Origin of the sequence: Metapseudomonas otitidis (genome assembly GCF_900111835.1) — a bacterium.
GTDB lineage: Bacteria > Pseudomonadota > Gammaproteobacteria > Pseudomonadales > Pseudomonadaceae > Metapseudomonas > Metapseudomonas otitidis.
The window spans coordinates 150,284-170,572 of record NZ_FOJP01000016.1 but is presented as its reverse complement, the minus strand read 5'-3'; the positions used below and the strand labels follow the sequence as shown (position 1 = coordinate 170,572).

The window sequence follows — 20,289 nt, the reverse complement described above, 5'->3', positions numbered from 1 at the left end:
GAGGAAGTTAGCCGAGGGCGTCACAGCCCCCGGCGAGTTGCGCCTGCTCAGTGCACCGATGCCTGGTCCATCAGGGCCTGCAACTGCACGAGGCAGTCGTCCAGTAGGCACTCAATGGTCTCGACCCGGTAACGGCGGCAGCTGAAGTTGCAGTGCAGCGACAGGCGGCCATCGCGCAGTTGGGCCATGACCTCCAACTCATTGGCCAGGACCTCGTCCGCGCCATGGTCGCGCCCGGTGCCCTCGGCCACCACGGCGAACCGTTCGAGTGTTTGCTCGGAATTGAACTGGCCGAGGTAGCTGAAGCTCACCCTGGGACGGCTCATGCCCGCCAGGCGCTGGCGCAGCGGGGCCTCGCCCAGGTAGCGCAGCACGCCGTAGCCCATTCCGTTGTCCGGCACCGCCCGCAGTTGATCCTGGACAGCGCGCAGCGCTTCCAGCGTGTGGCCGGCCGGCGCCAATCGCAGCGGGTACTGGGTGGCAAACCAGCCCAGAGTACGGCTGACATCCAGATCGCTGCGTTCGCTCCCTCGACCGTGGTACTCCAGCTCCAGCAGCACCGACGCCTGCCCGCCCCAGCTGCACAACGCCCTGGCCAGTGCGCTCAGCAGCAGCTCGTTGAGTGAGGCGCCAAGTGCCGCAACCACCTGGCGCTGCAAGCGCTCGCTGGACGACTCCGACAGGAAGCGCTCCACGGTCGTCAGGTGGCAGGTCAGGTTGCGCCCTCTGGGGTTGTCGCACGGAATCCCGCCGTCCTCCCCTTCCAGCATTTCCAGCCAGTAGTCGCCCTGGCTGGCGGCCAGCTCGGCCGCCTGGGCCTGCCAGTGCTCGGCCCAGGCGCGATAGCTGTCCGTAGCGGGCTGCAGGCGCGGCTCTTGTCCCGCGACCAGCATGCGATAGGCCTGCAGCAAGTCCTCACTGAGGATGCGCCATGACACCAGGTCCATCGCCAGATGGTGGACCACCAGCAGCAGCCGCTCCTCTCCTTCGGGCAAGCCGATGTGCACGACCCGCAGCAGCGGCCCCGCCTGTAGGTCGAGGCTGAGCTGCGCCTCCTCCGCAACGGCCACGACCGCCTCTGGATGCTCGACCTGGCGTTGCCAAAGCGCCGCCTGTGGCACCTCCAGCACCGACTGGCGCCATTCCCCGTCCTGTTGCCGGAAGCTCAGCCGCAGCGCTTCATGATGGGCAATCACAGCCAGCACTGCGCGCTCCAGCGCTTGTAGGTCCATGGCCTGCCGCGGGCGCAGCAGCAGCGCCTGGTTGAAGTGCGCGGGGTTGCTCCGCTGCCTCTCCAGGAAGCGTGCCTGCACAGGCAGCAGGCAGAAATCCTGGCCATTCTCGATGTCAGGTCGCGCCTCGACCTTGGCGACCGACTCCGCAAGCCCCTCCAGCAAACCAGCGATGCTGGGCTGGCGTATCAGGTCGCGCAGCTTCAGGTCCAGTTGCAGATCCTGCCGCGCGCGAACCCGGGAGATCACCTGGAGGCAGAGGATCGAGTCGCCACCCAGTTCGAAGAAGTTGTCGGTGATGCCGACCCGCTCCACCTGCAGCACGTCCGCCCAGATTTCCGCCAACAGCCGCTCGGGCTCGGTGCGCGGGGCCACGTACTCGTCCTGCTGGAAGCTGGGCTCAGGCAGCGCCTTGCGATCCAGCTTGCCGTTGGGCGTGACCGGGAACGCCGCCATCGTGATGACCTGCGCTGGCACCATGTAATCGGGCAGTTCAAGACGCAGCGCGGCCTTCAGGCGCTCGCTCGCGTCTACCTGCGGGCAGACCACGTAGCCGATCAGTTGCTTGCCGGAAGCTGCGTCCCGCGCCACCACCAGGGCATCCTCGACGCCCTCCTGGCGGCGCAGGCAAGCCTCGACCTCGCCCAGTTCGATGCGGAAGCCACGCACCTTCACCTGATGGTCGATGCGACCAACGTAGTCGAGGATGCCGTCCTCGCGCAGGCGCACGAGGTCGCCGGTGCGATACAGGCGCGCCCCCGGCTGGCCGAAGGGGTCCGGGACGAAGCGCTCGGCGGTGAGTTCCGGGCGCCCCTGGTAACCCCGGGCCACGCCTTCGCCGCCGATGTAGAGCTCGCCAGCGAAACCGACAGGCAACGGGTTGAGGTTCTCGTCCAGCACGTGCAGCGAGCGCTGGCCCACCGCGCGCCCGATGGGCGCGTAGGCCGCCTGGCACTGCCCGCTCACAGGCACCTTCCACAGCATCGGCGTCACCACCGTTTCGGTGGGTCCGTAGCCATTGGTGAAGTACTGCGGGCGCAGCGCCGCCTTGACCTGCTCGAAGCTCTGCTCCGGCACCGCATCCCCGCCGAAGCAGTAGATGCGCACCGGCGGCGCCGGCATGCCGCTGCTTTCCACGAACTCGGCCATCTGCTTGAGGTAGGCCGGCGGGAAGCAGGCGATGGTGATGCCGTGTTCGTGCAGGGCGTGCAGGGTCTGCTCCGGCGTCCACAGGCCGCCATCGCGGATCACCAGGGTGCCGCCGCTGGACAAGGTGCTCAGCCAGCGCTCGTGGGCACCGTCGAAGGCGAAGGACATGAAATGCAGCTCGCGGGTGTCATCGCCCATCTCGTAGAGCCCGACAATTGCCTGGCAATGCATGCTCAGCGGCCCGTGGGTCACCGCCACGCCCTTGGGCCGGCCGGTGGAGCCCGAGGTGTAGATCAGGTAGGCCAGGTTGCCCGCGTCGAGACGGCTGGGCAGCGGCTCGCCGTTGCCCAGCGGCGCCAGTCCGTCGAGTTCCACCACCTTCAGGCCATCGGCGGTGGGCACACCTGCACGCAGGTCGCTGCGGGTGATCAGCAGGGCCATCGAGGAGTCCTCGATCATGTAGGCCAGGCGCTCCGCCGGGTACTCCAGGTCGAGCGGCACATAGGCGGCGCCGGCCTTCATCACCGCGAGCAGGCCGACCACCAGCTCCACAGAGCGGTCCAGCGCCACCCCCACCACGGTCTCGGGCCCTGCGCCCCTGGCCAAGAGCTCACGGGCCAGGCTGTTGGCGCGGCGCTCCAATTCGCCGTAGCTCAGGCGCTGCCCGCCACAGACCAGCGCGGTCGCCTCGGGCCGGCGGGCGGCCTGCTGCGCGATCAGCCCCGGCAGCAAAGTCGGCGAGTGGCTCGCCTCGCCCGGCAGGCTCCAGTCCATGGCCACCTGCAGTTGCGCAGCTGACAGGCGTTGCAGGTTGCCCAGACGCTCCTCGGGTTGGCACAGCATGGCCTCCAGGGTGTCCTCCATCACCTGGCGGATGCGCTCCACCGCAGCCTCGGAGAAGCTCGCGCGCAGGTACATGTATTCGATCATCAGGCTGTCGCCCAGGTGCACTGCCAGGTCCATGGGGAAGTTGGTCAGCCCCAAGTCGTCGGACTGGCCGAAGGTCAGCCCGGCCGCCTCGGCCTCGCGCAGGCGCTGGTCGATCGGGTAGTTCTCGAACACGATGATGCTGTCGAACAGCGCCTGGCCGCCGAGACCGGACCAGCGCTGCACATCCGCCAGCGGCGCATGGGACCAGGCGCGGATATCCAGGTTGTAGCCCTGTAACTGGCGCAGCCAGTCGTCCAGCCGCTGCGTCGGCTCCAGCTCCTGGATCACCGGCAGGGTGTTGATGAACAGCCCCAGCATGCTGTCGGCATGGGGCAGGCTCTCCGGCCGCCCCGCCACGGTGGCGCCAAAGGCCACGCGGCGCTGCCCGGTGTAGCGTTGCAGCAAGAGCAGCCAGGCGCCCTGGATCAAGGTGTTCGGGGTGATCCGCAGTTGCCGGCAGAACTGCTGCATGCGTGTGGTCCATTGCGCGTCCCAGTTGGAATACAGCGCATGGTGGCCGCGGCCCTGGCCATCGTGACGCGGGTGGACGGCCTGTGCCAGGACAGTAGGCTCGCACTCGGCCAGACGCTCGCGCCAGAAGCCTTCGAGTGCGTTCGCATCCTGGTTCTGCAGCCAGGCGATGAAGTCGCCATAGCGCCCCGCCCGCTCCTCCAGCGGCTTGCCCACGTAATGTTCGAGCACCTCGGCGAACAGAGTCGAGCTGCTCCAGCCGTCCATGAGGATGTGGTGACCGGTCCAGACCATCTGGTAACTGGCGTCGTCGATGCGTACCAACAGCATGCGCTGCAAGGGCGCCGCAGCGAGGTCGAAGCCGCGTTGGGCTTCCTCGCGTGCCAGCGCTTTCAGGGCCTCATCGGATACGCTGCGGTCGCGCCAGTCGAGCACCTGGATCGGCATCTGCGCATGGCGATGCACCACCTGCAGGGGATCGCCGGCCTGCCAGTGGAAGCTGGTGCGCAGCACGTCGTGGCGGGCGGTGACGAACGCCCAGGCATCGGCGAAGCGGTCGAGATCCAGCCCGGTCACGGACAGACTGATCTGGTTGATGTAAAGCGCCTCGCCGCTGTCCTCCAGGGTGTGGAACAGCATGCCCTGCTGCATCGGCGACAACGGGTAGACGTCCTCGATCTCGCTCTCCGCGACCGGCAATGCCGCACGGCGCTCCGCGCTGACTTCCACGCGGGTGACGGGCTGTGTCTGCTCGATTGCCGGCGCGAGTCCAGCCAGGGCGGCGGCCAGTTGGGCGACGGTCTGGTTCTCGAACACCAGCCGCGGCGACACCTCCAGGCCGGCCTGGCGCGAGCGGCTGGCAATCTGGATGGATACGATGGAATCTCCACCAAGCTCGAAGAAGTTGTCGGTGATCCCGACTCGCTCGACTCTCAGTACTTCCTGCCAGATGGTCGACAGACGCTGTTCCAGTTCGCTTGTCGGCGCCACGTATTCGCGACTCGACTGCACCATGTCCACCGTAGGCAGGGCCTTGCGATCCAGCTTGCCATTGGGCGACAGCGGCATGCGTTCCAGCAGTACCCATTGCGCCGGCACCATGTAGTCCGGCAACGAGCCCAGCAACTGCGCCTTGACGCCCTGCCAGTAACTGCCCTGGACCTCCGCCTCGGCACAGGCTAGGGATGCCGGCTCCGGCACCAGATAAGCCACCAGTTGCTTGCCGCTGGGACCGTCGACGGCCACCACCAAGGCTTCGCGTACCGGCTCCTGTTCTTGCAGGCGCGCCTCGATCTCGCCCAGCTCGATGCGGAACCCACGTATCTTTACCTGATGGTCAACCCGGCCGACGTACTCGATCTCGCCCTCCGCGCTGTAGCGCGCCAGATCGCCCGTGCGGTAGAGGCGTGCACCGGGCTGCGCGGAGAAGGGATCAGGAATGAAGCGTTCGGCAGTCAGGCCGGGGCGATTGAAATAGCCGCGCGCCAGCAGTTCACCACCTATCACCAGCTCGCCGACCAGGCCGACCGGCACGGGCATGCCTATTTCGTCCAGCAGGTAGATGCTGCGTCCCGGAAGCACCCGACCGATGGGCATGGTCAGCGGCAGGGGCCGCTCTTCTCGCACATAGGGCGCGCAGTCCAGTGTGGTCGCAGTGACGGTGGCCTCGGTAGGTCCATAAGTATTAAGCAGCCGGATGTCTCCCAGCCCAGCCTGGCGCCATGCCGCCAAACCCTCCGGCGGCATGGCCTCACCACCGCTGTGGACCTGTCTGAGCGCCCCGTAGCTGCGCGGGCCGGCCTGGGCGAAGTCGCGGGCAAGCATGTACCAGTAGGCAGTGGTCAGATCGACGACGCTGATGCGCTTTTCGATCAGCTCCTGATAAAAGGTCTCGCTGCTCCAGATCTCGTTGCCGCGCAGCACCACCGAGGCGCCGCAGATCAGCGCCGGGTAGAGTTGCTCGACGAAGCCGTCGAAGTTGAAGGTGGAGAACTGCAGGACACGGTCGGATTCTTCGAGGTCGAAGAAGTCCAGCGCCACCCAGGCATGCCGGGCCAAAGACTGGTGGCTGATGCCAACGCCCTTGGGCCGCCCGGTCGAACCCGAGGTGAACATGATGTAGGCCAGGTTGTACGGGTGCAACGGTACCTGTAGGTCTTGGCCATCCAGCGCTCTCCAGGCGACGTCCCGGTCCAGGCACAGGCGCGGCAGCGCAGCGGGAATCGGCAAGCGCTCCAGCAGGGATTGCTGGGTCAGGACCAGCGCCGCGCCGCTGTCCTCAATCATGCACAGCAATCGGTCGGCCGGGTAACTCGGGTCCAGCGGCACGTAAGCGCCGCCGGCCTTGAGCACCGCCAGCAGGCCGACCACCAGATCAAGCCCACGCTCCACGGCGATCCCGACCCGTATATCCGGGCCGATGCCCTGCGCCTTCAAATGTCTGGCCAGGCGGTTGGCACGCAGATTGAGTGCGCCGTAGGACAGTTGGCAATCCTCGAACAACAGCGCCGGAGCGTCCGGGTTGGCTTGCGCCTGGGCCTCGAACAGTTCGTGCACGAAGCGCTCGCTCGGGTAGTCGATGGTCGCACTGCTCCACTGCTCGACCAGCCTGCTCCGCTCGTCTGCCTCCAAGAAGTCCAGGCTGCCCAGCGTGGCATACGGCTGCTCGGCCATGAGCCCGATGAGGTTCACCAGATGGTCCGCCAGGCGCCGCACGACAGGCTCGCTGAAATGCGCCCTGTCGTAGCCGAACTCCAGCACCAGGCCGTCTTCCAGGCTGACACTCAGGGTCAACGGATAGTTGGTCAGCTCGTGATTGGCCAACTCGCCGAAGCGCAGGTCCTGCGAAGCGCCCTGCTGCAAGACCGCGGAAACCGGGTAATTCTCGAACACCAACAGGCTGTCGAACAGGCTTTCACCACCCTGTCCCGCCCAGCGCTGGATGTCGTTCAAGGGCGTGTATTCGTGCTCGCGCAACTCGAGATTGAGCGCCTGCACCTGCTCCAGCCATTGCGCCACGCGCTGCTGCGGTGCGGGCGCACCGATCACCGGCAGGGTGTTGATGAACAGCCCAAGCTGCTGCTCGATGCCCGGCAGCTCCACCGGGCGCCCGGACACCGTGGCACCGAAGGCCACGCTGCGCTGGCCGCTGTAGCGCTGCAGCAGGAGCAGCCAGGCCGATTGCACCAGGGTGTTGAGGGTGACCTGCTGCTGGCGGGCAAAGGCCTGCAGGCGGCGGGTCTGCCCGGCATCCAGGCGTGCGCTGTGCAGCGCCTGGCCGGGCTCGGGGCTGGCCACGCGGCCACAGGCCAGGGCCAGGCGGGTCGGTTCCTCCAGCGGCGCCAGCTGCTCCAACCAGAAGCGTTCGCTGGCGGCTCTGTCCTGGCGCTGCAGCCAGGCGAGGTAGTCCTGGTAGCGCCCTTCCGGTGCGGCGACGTCCTGCCCGGCATAGGCCTGCAGCACTTCGCCCAGCAGGCGCGAGTTGCTCCAGCCGTCCATGAGGATGTGGTGGCTGGTGTAGATCAGGTGGTGACTGTCATCGCCGGTGCGCAGCAGGCACAGGCGCAGTAGCGGCGGCCGCGCCAGGTCGAAGCCACGGTCCAGCTCGTGAGCGGCACGCGCGTCCAGGGCGGTTGCGTCGGCGCCCTCCTCCACACGGATTTCCAGGGCCGCCTGGCGGTGGATCACCTGGCGCGGAGCGTCCAGCCCCGCGTCCCAGATGAAGCCGGCGCGCAGCAGCTCGTGGCGGTCGACCGCCTGCTGCCAGGCACTGGCGAACCGCGCCACATCGAGGCCACGGATGTCCAGGCGCATCTGGTTGACGTAGGTGCGCCCGCTGGCCTCGTACAGGCTGTGGAACAGCATGCCCTGCTGCATGGGCGACAGCGGGTAGAGGGTGGCCACTTCGCGGGCCGGCAGCGCCAGCGCGTCCAGCTGGGCCTGGTCGAGCCCGGCCAGGGGCACGTCGCTGGGCGTCAGGCCGGCGTTGCGCGTGTCGCAGCAGTGTTCGATCAGCGCCTCCAGCGCCTGCTGGTAGGCCTCTGCCAGGCGGGTGATGGTGGCCTCGGCGAACACGTCGCCGCTGAAGGTCCAGTTCAGGCTCAGCTCGCCGCCGAACACCTGGCCATCGACACTGAGCCAGTTGCCCAGGGGCGCCTGCGGGTCCTGCCCGGCGCCACGGCCCTCCTCAGCCGGTACCCAGAGCGCGCCCTCGGCGAAGTCGCCGTCGAACTGGCCCAGGTAGTTGAAGGTGATGCGCGGCTGCGGCAGGCCGGCGAGCGTGGCGCGGGCCTCGTCGCTGCCCAGGTGGCGCAGCAGGCCGTGGCCCAGGCCCTTGTCCGGAGTGCTGCGCAGTTGCTCCTTGATGTGCTTGATGGCGGTGCCGATGTCGGCTGCCGGCTCCAGGCGCACCGGGAACAGGCTGGTGAACCAGCCGACGGTGCGCGACAGGTCGATGTCCTCGAACAGGTCCTCGCGGCCGTGGCCTTCCAGCTGCACCAGTGCCGAGGCCTCGCCCGTCCAGGCGCAGACGGCCTGGGCCAGGGCGGTCAGCAGCAGGTCGTTGACCTGGGTGCGGTACGCGGCCGGTGCATCCTGCAGCAGTTGCCGGGTGCGGGTGGCGTCCAGGCGGGTGGCAACGCTGCGGGCATGGCGGTTGTCCAGGGCGCCCGCCGGGTTGTCGCGCGGCAGGTCCGCCGGCGCGTCGTGCAGCAACTGTTGCCAGTAGCCGAGCTGGGCGTCCATGGCGGCGGAACGGGCATGGTCGCGAAGGCGCTCGCCCCAGGCCTTGAAGGACGTGGTCTTGGCCGGCAGTCGCGGCGTTTCGCCAGCCTGCAGCTGGCGGTATGCGGTCTGCAGGTCTTCCAGCAGGATGCGCCAGGAGACGCCGTCCACCACCAGGTGATGGATCGCCAGCAGCAGGCGCTGCCCGCCGTCGGGCAGCTCGATCAGGGCCAGGCGCAGCATGGGGCCGGCGGCCAGGTCGAGGCTGCGCTGCACCTCGCTGCAGAAGGCCGGCAGTGCATCGAGGCTGTCCAGCTGACCACACCAGAGCAGCTCATCGGCGGCGGCCGCCTCGGCATGGGCCTGCACCCAGGCATCCTCGACCTGGCGATAGCGCAGGCGCAGGGCATCGTGGTGCTGCAGCAGCTGGGCCAGGGCGCCAGTCAGCAGCACGGCGTCCAGCGGCTCGTTCGGGGCCAGCAGCAGGGACTGGTTCCAGTGGTGGCGGTTGGGGATCCCGGTGTCGAAGAACGCCTGCTGGATCGGCAGCAGCGGCGCTTCCCCGGTGACCGGTCCCTGGTCCACCTGCAGCGCCTCGCTGAGCTGGGCCACGGTGGCCAGGCGGCGGATGCTCTGGTGCTGGAACAGGTCGCGCGGGGCGATGCGGATGCCCGCCTGGCGCGCGCGGCTGACGATCTGGATGGAGATGATGGAGTCCCCGCCCAGCTCGAAGAAGTTGTCGTCCACGCCCACCTGCTCCAGGCGCAGCACGTCCTGCCAGATCAGCGCCAGGCGCTGCTCCAGTTCGTTGCGCGGTGCCTGGTACTCGCTGCGGGCCTGGGTCGGGTCCGGCTTGGGCAGGGCCTTGCGGTCCAGCTTGCCGTTGGGCGAGAGCGGCATGCGCTCCAGCAGCAGCCACTGCGCCGGCACCATGTAGTCCGGCAGCACCTCCAGCAGGCGTGCCTTGACACCCTGCAGGTAGCCACCCTGGATTTCCGCCTCGGCGCGGGCCAGGGATTCCGGCTCCGGCACCAGGTAGGCCAGCAGCTGCTTGCCGCTGGGACCGTCGGCAGCCACCACCACGGCTTCGCGCACGGCGTCCTGCTCCTGCAGGCGGGCTTCGATCTCGCCCAGCTCGATGCGCAGGCCGCGGATCTTCACCTGGTGATCGATACGACCGGCGTATTCGATCACCCCATCCTCGCGCTGGCGCGCCAGGTCGCCGGTGCGGTACAGGCGCTCGCCGTTACCGAAGGGGCTGGTGACGAAGCGCTCGGCGGTCAGCGCCGGGCGGCGGTGGTAGCCGCGCGCCAGGCCGATGCCGCCCAGGTACAGCTCGCCGGTGACGCCGGGGCTCACCGGGTTCAGTTCAGAGTCGAGGACGTAGGTCTGCAGGTTGGCGATGGGCTGGCCGATGGGCACCGCGTCCTTGCCCTCTTCCACGCAGGTCCAGTGGGTGACGTCGATGGCCGCTTCGGTGGGGCCGTAGAGGTTGTACAGGCCCGCCTGGGGCAGCAGTGCCAGGGTCTGGCGTTGCAGCTCCACCGGCAGCGCCTCGCCGGAGCAGACGATGCGGCGCAGCGAGGTGCAGCGGGCGGCGTTTTCGTCACCGACGAAGGCCTGCAGCATCGAGGGCACGAAGTGCAAGGTGCTGATGCCTTCCTCGGTGATCAGTTGCACCAGGCGCGCCGGGTCGCGGTGGTCACCGGGCAGCGCCATGACCAGGCGCGCCCCTTCCATCAGCGGCCAGAAGAACTCCCACACCGAGACGTCGAAACTGAACGGCGTCTTCTGCAGCACGCTGTCTTCAGTGCCCAGCTGATACGCCTCCTGCATCCACGCCAGGCGGTTGTGCAGGGCGATATGGCGGTTGCCGGCACCCTTGGGCTTACCGGTGGAGCCGGAGGTGTAGATGACGTAGGCGAGGTTTTCCGGGTGCAGCAGTACACCGGGGTTGGTTTCGTCCTGATCGACCCAAGCCATCGATTGATCCAGTTCCAGCACCGGCAGCCCGGCGGGAATCGGCAGCCCGGCGCGCAGATGCGACTGGGTCAGCAGCAAGGCGATGCCACTGTCCTCGAACATGTAGGCCAGGCGGTCCTGGGGGTATTCCGGGTCCAGCGGCACGTAGGCGCCGCCGGCCTTGAGGATGGCCATGAGCCCCACCACCATTTCCACCGAACGCTCGGCGGCGATGCCCACCAGCATGTCCGGGCCCACGCCCAGGCTGCGCAGGTGATGGGCCAGGCGGTTGGCCTCGGCGTTCAGCTCGGCGTAGCTGAGGGTGCGCGCGGCGAAGGTCAGTGCCGGGGCATTCGGCTGGCTGAGCGCACGCTGCTCGAACAGCTGGTGCACGTAGATGCTGCCGGGGTAGTCGCGGGCGGTGTGGTTCCAACCCTGGATCGCGCGCTCACGCTCACTGGCGGTGAGCATCGGCAGGTCGCCGAGGCGGCTGCGCGGCTGCTCGGCGATGGCGGCCAGCAGGTTCTGCCAGTGCACCGCCATGCGCTGGATGCGCTCGGCGTCGAACAGGTCGGTGGCGTAGATCAGCGAGGCACTGAGGCCACGGGGGTGCTCGGTGCAGTCCAGGCTCAGGTCGAACTGGGTGGTGGGCATGGCCCAGTGCACCGGCTCCACCCGCAGGCCCGGCAACACGGCCGCCAGGCCGCCCACTTCACCGGCGCTCACCTGGTAGTTGAACATCACCTGGAACAGCGGGCTTTGGCTGAGGCTGCGCTCCGGTTGCAGGGCGTCCACCAGTTGCTCGAACGGCAGGTCCTGGTGGGCCTGGGCAGCCAGGGCGGCCTGGCGGGTCTGTTGCAGCAGGTCGACGAAGGAAGCGTCGTTCTCCACCTGGGCGCGCAGCACCTGGGTGTTGACGAAGAAGCCCAGCAGGCGCTCGGTCTCGGCGCGGTTGCGGTTGGCGGACGGCACGCCGACACGGATGTCGCCCTGCCCGCAATAACGCTGCAGCAGGAGCTGGAAGGAGGCCAGCAGCAGCATGAACGGCGAGCAGCCTTCACGCTGAGCCAGCTGCTTGAGGCGGGCGAACAGCGCGCCGTCCAGCTCCAGGCTCAGGCGCGCGCCCTGGGCGCTGCGCAGTGCGGGGCGCGGGCGGTCGGCTGGCAGCTCCAGCAGCGGCTGCTCGCCACTCAGCTGTGCGGTCCAGTAGGCCAGCTGGCGCTCGCGTTCGCCGGCCTCCATCCAGTGGCGCTGCCAGGCCGCGTAGTCGGCGTACTGGATGGCCAATGGTGGCAGCTTGGCGTCGTGCCCGAGGCGGAAGCCCTGGTAGAGGGTGATCAGCTCTTCCACCATCAGCTGCATCGACCAGCCATCAGAGACGATGTGGTGCTGGGTCAGCACCAGCACCCGGTCGTCCTCACCCAGCTCCAGCAGGCGCACCCGCAGCAGCGGTCCGTGCTCCAGGTCGAAGGGACGCTGCGCCTCCCGGCCGATGGCCTCGGCCAGCAGCGCCTCGTCGGCACCCGTCAGGGGCTCGTGCTCGATGACGACCCGCCCCTGGGGGTGGATGTGCTGGCGCGGCTGCCCATCCTCCAGCACGAAGGTGGTGCGCAGCGGTTCGTGCCGGGCCACCAGCGCGTCGAAGCTCCGCTGCAACGCGTCGAGATCCAGCTCGCCCTTCAGGCGCAGCGCCGTGGGCATGTTGTAGGCGGCGCTGTCCGGCTCCAGCTGCCAGAGGAACCACTGGCGCTGCTGGGCGTAGGACAGCGGCAGCCCCTCGCGTTCGCTGAGCGGCACGATGGGCAGCCGGGCGAGGTTGACGCCCTTCTCCGCCAGCTTGCGGAACAGGGCCTGGCGACGCGGGTGGTCCAGCCCCTTGATGCGCTCGACCAGGACCTGGGCCTGCGACGATTCCTGCTTAAGCATCGCAGGCCTCCAGCTCGTCCAGTGCCTCGAAGATCGCGCCGAAATCGTCTTCCATACCGCCCAGCTCCCTCGTTTTCTCGATCAGCGCCGCCAGCTCCTCGATGGAGGTGGCGGTGTAGAAATCCTGCATCGGTAGGTCGATGCCCAGTTCGTTCTTCAGGCGCGAGGCCACCCGCACCAGCAGCAGCGAGTGCCCGCCCAGCTCGAAGAAGTTGTCCTTCAGGCCGACCCGCTCCACCTGCAGCAGCTCGGCCCAGATGCCGGCCAGGCGCTGCTCCAGCTCGCTGCGCGGCGCCTCGTAGTCCGCCAGCAGCTGGCGGGTGTCGAGTTGCGCCAGGGCCTTGCGGTCGAGCTTGCCGTTGGCGTTCAGCGGCATGCTCTCCAGCAGCACCCAGTGCGCCGGCACCATGTAGTCCGGCAGCTGGCGCCGCAGCGCGGCCTTGAGCGCCTCGCGGATGGCCCGCTGGTCGTCCTCGCTGTCGCCACGCACGCCCCAGCTGGCGGCATCGGCCACCAGGTAGGCCACCAGGTGGCGGCCCACGGCCAGGTCCTGGGCGAGCACGGCGATGTCGCGCACGCCCTCCTGCTCGCGGATGCGTGCCTCGATCTCGCCCAGCTCGATGCGGAAGCCGCGGATCTTCACCTGGTGGTCCACCCGGCCGACGTACTCCAGCACGCCGTCCAGGCGCCGCCGCACCAGGTCGCCGGAGCGGTACAGGCGCTGCCCGGGCACCCGGGCGAAGGGGTCGGGCACGAAGCTCAGGGCGGTTCGCACCGGGTCGCCGACGTAGCCCCGGCCGACGCCGGTGCCGCTGATGCACAGCTCGCCCACGGCGCGCGGGCACACCAGCTCCAGCTGGCCGTCCAGCACGTGCAGCTGGTTGTTGTCGGTGGGCAGGCCGATGGGCAGGTAGGTGCTGCCGGTGTCCGCCTCGACCACGCGGGTCAGCGACACGTCGTCCGAGCATTCGGCCGGGCCGTAGGCGTTGACCAGCGGGATCCGGGGGTAGCGCTGCAGCCAGCGGCGCGCCAGCTCCGGCGGCATCGCCTCGCCGGTCGTGAGCATCCAGTGCAGGCCCGGCAGCGCGATGGGCGCGGCTTCGAGCATGCCCTGGATCAGCGAGGGCACGCTCTCCAGCACGGTGATTCCGGCCTGGTTGACGTGGTTCAGCAGCGCCTCGGGGTCGTGGGCGATCTCGTCCGGGACGATCTCCACCCGCGCGCCGCAGAGGCCGGCGGTGAGGAACTGCCACACGGAGATGTCGAAGCTCTGGGAAGCGGTCTGGGCGATCACGTCGTCCATGCCGAGGCCCAGGTACGGCAGCTTGCTCAGCTGGTTGTTGAGCATCCCCGCCTGCTCGACCATCACGCCCTTGGGCGCGCCGGTGGAGCCGGAGGTGTAGATCACGTAGGCCAGGTGGCGCGGCCCGATGGGCAGGCACGGCGCGGCAGAGGCATGGCCGTCCTGCACGTGCTCCCACACCAGCAGGCGCGGGCGCGCGGCCTCCTCCACTTCGGCCAGCAGCGGCGCCAGGGTCGGCAGGCACGCCTCGGTGCACACCAGCACCGGCGCACGGCTGAGGGTGAGGATGTGGCGCAGGCGCTGGGCCGGCAGGTGCGGGTCCAGCGGCAGGTAGCCGGCGGCGGCCTTGAGGGTGCCGAGGATCATCCCCAGCAGCGGCAGGCCACGCTCGGCCAGCAGCGCCACGCTCTGGTCGGGCTGCACGCCGGCCTCCAGCAGGGCCTGGGCCATGCGATTGCCCAGTGCATCCAGGCGCGCGTAGCTCCAGCGCTCGCCCTGGCAGCTGGCGGCGATGCGTTGCGGGTGCTGCGCCGCCTGGGCCTCGAACAGGCGCGGGTAGCCGCCGTCCAGCGGGTAGTCGCGGTCCGACTGGTTGAAGGTGTGCAGCAGGTGCTCGCGCTCGTCCGGGCCGAGCAGCGGCAAGGCGTCGAAACGCGCCTCCAGGTGCTCGCCCAGGGCCAGCAACAGGCGCTTGAAGTCGCCCAGCAGCTGGCTGACGGTGGTTTCGTCGAACCAGCGGCGGTCGTAGGACAGGTGCAGGCCCAAGGCATCACCGGGGTAGATGACCACGGTCATCGGGTAGTTGGTGTGGGTGCGCCCGGAATCCGAGCTGATGTTGAAGTTCTCCACCTGGGTCAGCACGCCGTCCTCGATGGGCGCGTTCTCGAACACGAAGAGGCTGTCGAACAGCGACTGGCCCTTGCCGATCTCGCTGCAGGCCTGGATGTCCACCAGCGGCAGGTGCTCATGCTCGCGCAGGCGCAGATTGAGGGCGAACAGCTGCTGCAGCCAGCCGCTCACCGTCGTGGCGCTGCCCGCCTCGGGCAGGTGCACGCGCAGGGGGATGCTGTTGATGAACAGGCCGACGGTGCGCTGCATGTCCGGCACGTCCACCGGGCGGCCGGCCACGGTCACGCCGAAGACCAGGTCACGGGAGCCGCTGTAGCGGTGCAGCACCAGCGCCCAGGCGGCCTGGACCAGGGTGTTGACGGTGAGCTGGTGGCGCTGGGCGAGTTCGCGCAGCTGTCGGCCTTCGCTTGCCTCCAGGTGGGCGTGCAGGTCGCCGATGCTCGAATGCCCGGCGTCCTTCAGCGGCTGGCGGTCGAAAGGCAGGCTGGTGGGCTGCTCGAAGCCGGCCAGCTGCTCGCGCCACAGCTGCGCGGAGGCCGGCAGGTCCTGGCGCTTCAGCCAGCGGATGAAGTCGGCGTAGCGCGAGGCCGGTGCCAGGCGCGCCTCACGGCCTTCGCCGAGGGCGGCGTAGAGCTCGAAGAACTCGTCCACCAGCAGCGAGCGGCACCAGGCGTCGATGAGGATGTGGTGGTTGCTCAGGACGAAGCCGAAGCGGCGCTCGCCCAGCTGGATCAGCCGCAGGCGGAAAGGCACCGCGCCCTGCAGGTCGAAGCCCTGGCGGCGCTCCTCGGCGAGCATCTCGCGCAGCTTGGCCTCGTGTTCGGCGGCCGGCACGTCGCGCCAGTCGTGCAGTTGCACGTCCGGCTGCGCGGTGCGGCGGACGATCTGCAGCAGGCGCTCGCCCACGGTCCAGGAGAAAGTGGTGCGCAGCGCGTCGTGGCGCTGACCGACGGCCTGCCAGGCGCGGGCGAAGCGCTCGGGGTCGATCTCGGTTTCGACGCTGTAGCAGTACTGCATCATGTAGATGCCGGAGCCCGGCTCCAGCAGCGTGTGCATCAGCAGGCCTTCCTGCATGGGCGACAGCGGGTAGATGTCTTCCACCTCGCGCAGGTCCACCGGCAGCGCGTCCAGCTGCGCCTGGGTCAGGCCCGCCAGGGGGAAGTCGGCCGGGGTGGCGCCGCCGGCCTTGGCGTCCAGGCAGTGTCCGACCAGCGCCGTCAGTTCGCGGGCGTAGTCGGCGGCCAGTGCGGCGATGGCGGTCTCGTCGAACATCTCCTGGCTGAAGGTCCAGCCCAGCTCCAGTTCACCACCCAGCACCTGGCCGTTGACGCTCAGCCAGTTGCCCAGCGGCGCCTCGGCCGACTGGGTGGCGCCGACGCTTTCGGCGGCAGGCGCGAACAGGCGCTCGTCGCCGAAGCCCTGGTCGAACTGGCCGAGGTAGTTGAAGGTCACCCGCGCCTGTGGCAGCGCCTCCAGGGCGGCCCGTTGCGCGGGTGTGCCCAGGTGGCGCAGCACGCCATGGCCGATGCCCCGGTCGGGCACCCCACGCAGTTGCTCCTTGATCGCCTTGATCGAGCCGGCCAGGCCCTCGGCCGGGCTCAGCGCCACCGGGAACAGGCTGGTGAACCAGCCGACGGTGCGGCTCAGGTCGACGCCCTCGAACAGGTCTTCGCGGCCGTGGCCCTCCAGTTGCACCAGCGCACTGCCCTGCCCGCTCCAGCGGCACAGCACGCGCGCCAGGGCGGTGAGCAGCAGGTCGTTGACCTGGGTGCGATACGCGGCGGGCGCCTGCTGCAACAGCTGGCGGGTGGTCTCGGCGTCCAGGCGGCAATGCAGGGTGCGGGCGTGGCGCACCTGCAGTCCGGCGTCGCGGCGTGCGCCCGGCAGGTCATCCGCCTGGCCGCTGAGGCTCGCCTGCCAATAGGCCAGCTCGGCGTCACGGGCCGGCTCGCGGGCCCATTGGCCCAGGCGCTCGGCCCAGGCCTTGAAGGCGGTGCCCTTCTCCGCCGGTGCCGGGGTGCGGCCGGCGAGCAGCGCCGTGCAGGCCTGCTCCAGGTCCTCCAGCAGGATGCGCCAGGACACGCCGTCCACCACCAGGTGATGGATCACCAGCAGCAGGCGCTGGCTGCCGTCGGCGAGGTCGAACAGCACCGCGCGCAGCAGCGGTCCGTCGGCCAGGTCGAGGCTGCGTTGCGCCTCGTCGGCCATCGCCTGCAACTGCGCCGCGTCACTCGCCTGGTGCTGCCACAGCAGGCTGGCCGGCACGGTGGCCTGGTGTTCTGCACGCCAGCCGTCCGCCTGCTGGCGGAAGACCAGGCGCAGGGCGTCGTGCTGGGCCACCAGCACCGCCAGGACCTGTTCGACGACGGGGGCAGTCAGCGGCTGGCGCGGCTGCAGCATGACCGCCTGGTTGTAGTGATGGGGCTCGGCCTGCACCCGTTCGAAGAAACGGGCCTGCACCGGCAACAGGGGCATCTCGCCGCTGACCTGGGCCGGCGCACGGGGCGCTGCCGGGCGGCTGTCCACCCTGGCGACCTGGGCCAGCTGGGCGATGGTCTGTTTCTCGAACAGCTGGCGCGGGGTCAGCTTGATGCCCTGGCGCTTGGCCCGGGCAATGATCTGCAGGCTGAGGATGGAGTCGCCGCCCAGCTCGAAGAAGTTGTCCTCGACGCCGATGGCCTCGCGCTTGAGCACCGCCTGCCAGATGGCCACCAGTTGTTCCTCGACCGGCGTGCTCGGCGCCACGTGGCGCTTCTGCTGCACCTCGGGCTGGGGCAGCGCGCGGCGGTCCAGCTTGCCGTTGGCGGTCAGCGGCAGGCGCTCCAGCAGCAGCAGGTGGGCCGGCACCAGGTAGTCCGGCAGCCGTGCCTGCAGCTGTTCGCGCAGGGCCTGGGCGCTCAGGTTGGCGTCCTCGGGCACGCACCAGCCGATCAGTTGCAGCTGCGCCTGCTCGTCGCCCTGGGGCACGGCCAACACCACGGCGTCGTGCACGCCGGGCAGGCCACGCAGCACGCGGGCGACCTCGCCCGGCTCGACGCGGTAGCCACGGATCTTCACCTGGTCGTCGGCGCGGCCGAGGAAGTGCAGCAGGCCCTCAGCGTCCTGACGCACGCGGTCGCCGCTGCGGTACAGGCGCGCACCCGGCGCGCCGAAGGGGTCGGGGACGAAGCGCTCGGCGGTGAGCGCGGCCTGGCCGAGGTAGCCCTGGGCCAGGCTGTCACCCCCGATGTACAGCTCGCCGACGACGCGCGCCGGCAGCGGGTTGAGCACATCGTCCAGCACCTGCACCCGGGCGCCCGGCAAGGCCTCGCCCAGGGGGATGCCGGCGCCTTCGGCCAGCTCACCCCGCACCTCGTGGGTGAGCACGCCCACGGTGGTCTCGCTGGGGCCGTAGTGGTTGATGAAGCGGCAGCCGGGCTTGAGTTCGCGCACCTTGCGGTACAGCGCCGGGGAACAGGCCTCGCCGCCGACGATCAGCGCGTGCTCGGGCAGCGCATCGGCCGCATTGGCCGCCTGCAGCAGGCCACCGAGGTGGCTGGGGACGATCTTCAGCACACCGATGCGCTGCTCGGCCATGTAGGCGGCGAAGGCATCCGGGTCGAAGCCCAGGGACTCCGGCAGCACGTGCAGCGTCCGCCCGGAACACAGGGCGCCGAACAGCACGGTGTGGCCGAGGTCGGCGGCGATGGTGGAGACCAGCGCCAGGCTGGCGTCCGCCGGCAGGTCCAGGCGCTGCAGCAGGCCGTCGACATAGCTGGCCAGCGCGCCGTGGCTGACCACCACGCCCTTGGGCTGGCCGGTGGAGCCGGAGGTGTGGATCACGTAGGCCGGAGCCTCGGGCAACGCCGCAAGCACAGGCGCCTCGGCGGGCAGCACAGCCCAGTGTTCGGGCTGGTACGGCTGCACCTGGCAGCCGCTGTCGGCCAGTGCCGCCTGGCGCGTCTCGCCCGCATCACACAGCAGCACCCGGGCGCCGCTGCGCTGGAGCATGCCCTGCAGGCGTTCGGTGGGTGCCTTGACGTCCAGCGGCATGTACAGGCCGCCGGCCTTGAGGATGCCGAGCAGGCTCACCAGCCAGTCCAGCGAGCGCTCCATCAGCACCGCCACCGGCACGCCAGGGGTGACGCCGAGGCTGCGCAGGTGCTGGGCCAGGCGGTTGGCACGGGCATCCAGCTCGGCATGGGTCAGTTGGCTGTCGGCGCAGACGGCGGCCAGGGCCTCGGGTTGGCGGCGCACCTGCTCGTCCCAGCGCTGCAGCACCAGGGCCGGTTGCGGCCGCTCGGGGGCGGGCTGCGGCGCAGGGGGTTCGGCCAGGCTGTGCAACGGTGCGTCGGGGCGCTCCAGCAGGGTTTCGAACAGCACCCGCAGCGAGGCGATGAAGCCCTCGATGCTGGCGCGCTGGTAGAGGTCGCTGGCGTAGGTCATCTCGCCATGAATGCGCTCGCCGTCATCGGTGATGTCCAGGGCCAGGTCGAAGTGGGTGCCCTCCTTGCGCAGCGGATACTCGCTGACGGCGAGGCCCGGCAGTTGCAGCGCGGTCTGCTTCTGCACGCCGACGTTCTGGTTGAACTTGGCCTGGAACAGCGGGTTGTGGCCGAGGCTGCGCTCGGGCGCGAGCACGTCCACCAGTTGCTCGAAGGGCAGCTCCTGGTTGGCCTGGGCGGCGAAGGTGGCCTCGCGCACCTGGGCCAGCAGTTTACGCAGCGACTGGCGCTCGTCGATGACGCAGCGCAGCACCTGGGTGTTGACGAAGAAGCCGATCAGCCCTTCCACCTCCTCGCGCCCGCGGTTGGCGTTGGGCACGCCGATGCGGATGTCGCGCTGGCCGGAATGCCGCGAGAGGAACAGCGCGTAGCCGGCCAGGGCCAGCATGAACAGGGTTACGCCCTCGACGCGGGCGGTTTCGCGCAAACGGCTGGAGAGCGCCGTGCCGAAATCGAACCGCAGCGTCTCGCCCTTGAGGCTCTGCACCGGCGGGCGGGGGAAGTCGGGGGCCACCTCCAGCAGCGGGTGCTCCTCACCCAGCTGCTCGCGCCAGTGCTGCAGCTGGCGTTCGCCCTCGCCCGCCTCCAGCCAGCGGCGCTGCCACAGGGCGTAGTCGGCGTACTGCAGGGGCAGCGGCGGCAGGCTCTCGGCACCGGCCTGGTAGGCCTGGACGAACTCGCGGACCATCACGTCCATGGACCAGCCATCGGAGACGATGTGGTGCATGCACACCACCAGCACGCACATGTCCTCGCCGAGGCGGAACAGGCTGGCGCGCAGCAGCGGGCCGTGCAGCAGGTCGAAGGGCCGGGCCACCTCCTCGTCCACCTCGCGGGCCAGCTCGGTCTCGGGATCGTTGCTGCTGGAGAGATCGACCTGGCGCAGGGCCAGGGGCGCGGCGGGCAGCACCCGTTGCAGCGGCTGCTCGCCGTCCACCTGGAACACGGTGCGCAACGCTTCGTGGCGCTCGATCAGGGCATCGAAGGCGCGCTGCAGGCGGGCTTCGTCCAGCTCGCCCTTCAGGCGCAGGCCGGCGGCCATGTTGTAGGCGGCACTGCCGGGGTCCAGCTGCCAGAGGAACAGCAGGCGCTGCTGGGCGTAGGACACCGGGATGGCGTCCTGGCCGTGGCGGCTCACGGGGATCGGCAGCAGGCCGAAGTCCTTGCCGTCCTGGCGCAGCTTGTCGAGGAACTGGCGGCGTTGTTCGAGCGGCAGGCCGATGAATTTCTCGGCGATGCGCAGCGTGGTGGTGCGGGACAT

2 protein-coding genes are annotated in these 20,289 nt (G+C 69.5%); both read right to left on the bottom strand.

The window, feature by feature from the left end:
• Window positions 1–47 precede the first annotated feature (47 nt).
• Window positions 48–12,392, bottom strand: coding sequence for a non-ribosomal peptide synthase/polyketide synthase (locus tag BM198_RS21305; protein WP_074972193.1), 12,345 nt, complete (start codon window positions 12,390–12,392; stop codon window positions 48–50).
• Window positions 12,385–20,289: a non-ribosomal peptide synthetase gene (locus BM198_RS21300; protein ID WP_074972191.1), complete on the bottom strand. Its 7,905-nt coding sequence runs from the start codon at window positions 20,287–20,289 to the stop codon at window positions 12,385–12,387. The genes BM198_RS21305 and BM198_RS21300 overlap by 8 nt, the downstream gene beginning before the upstream one ends.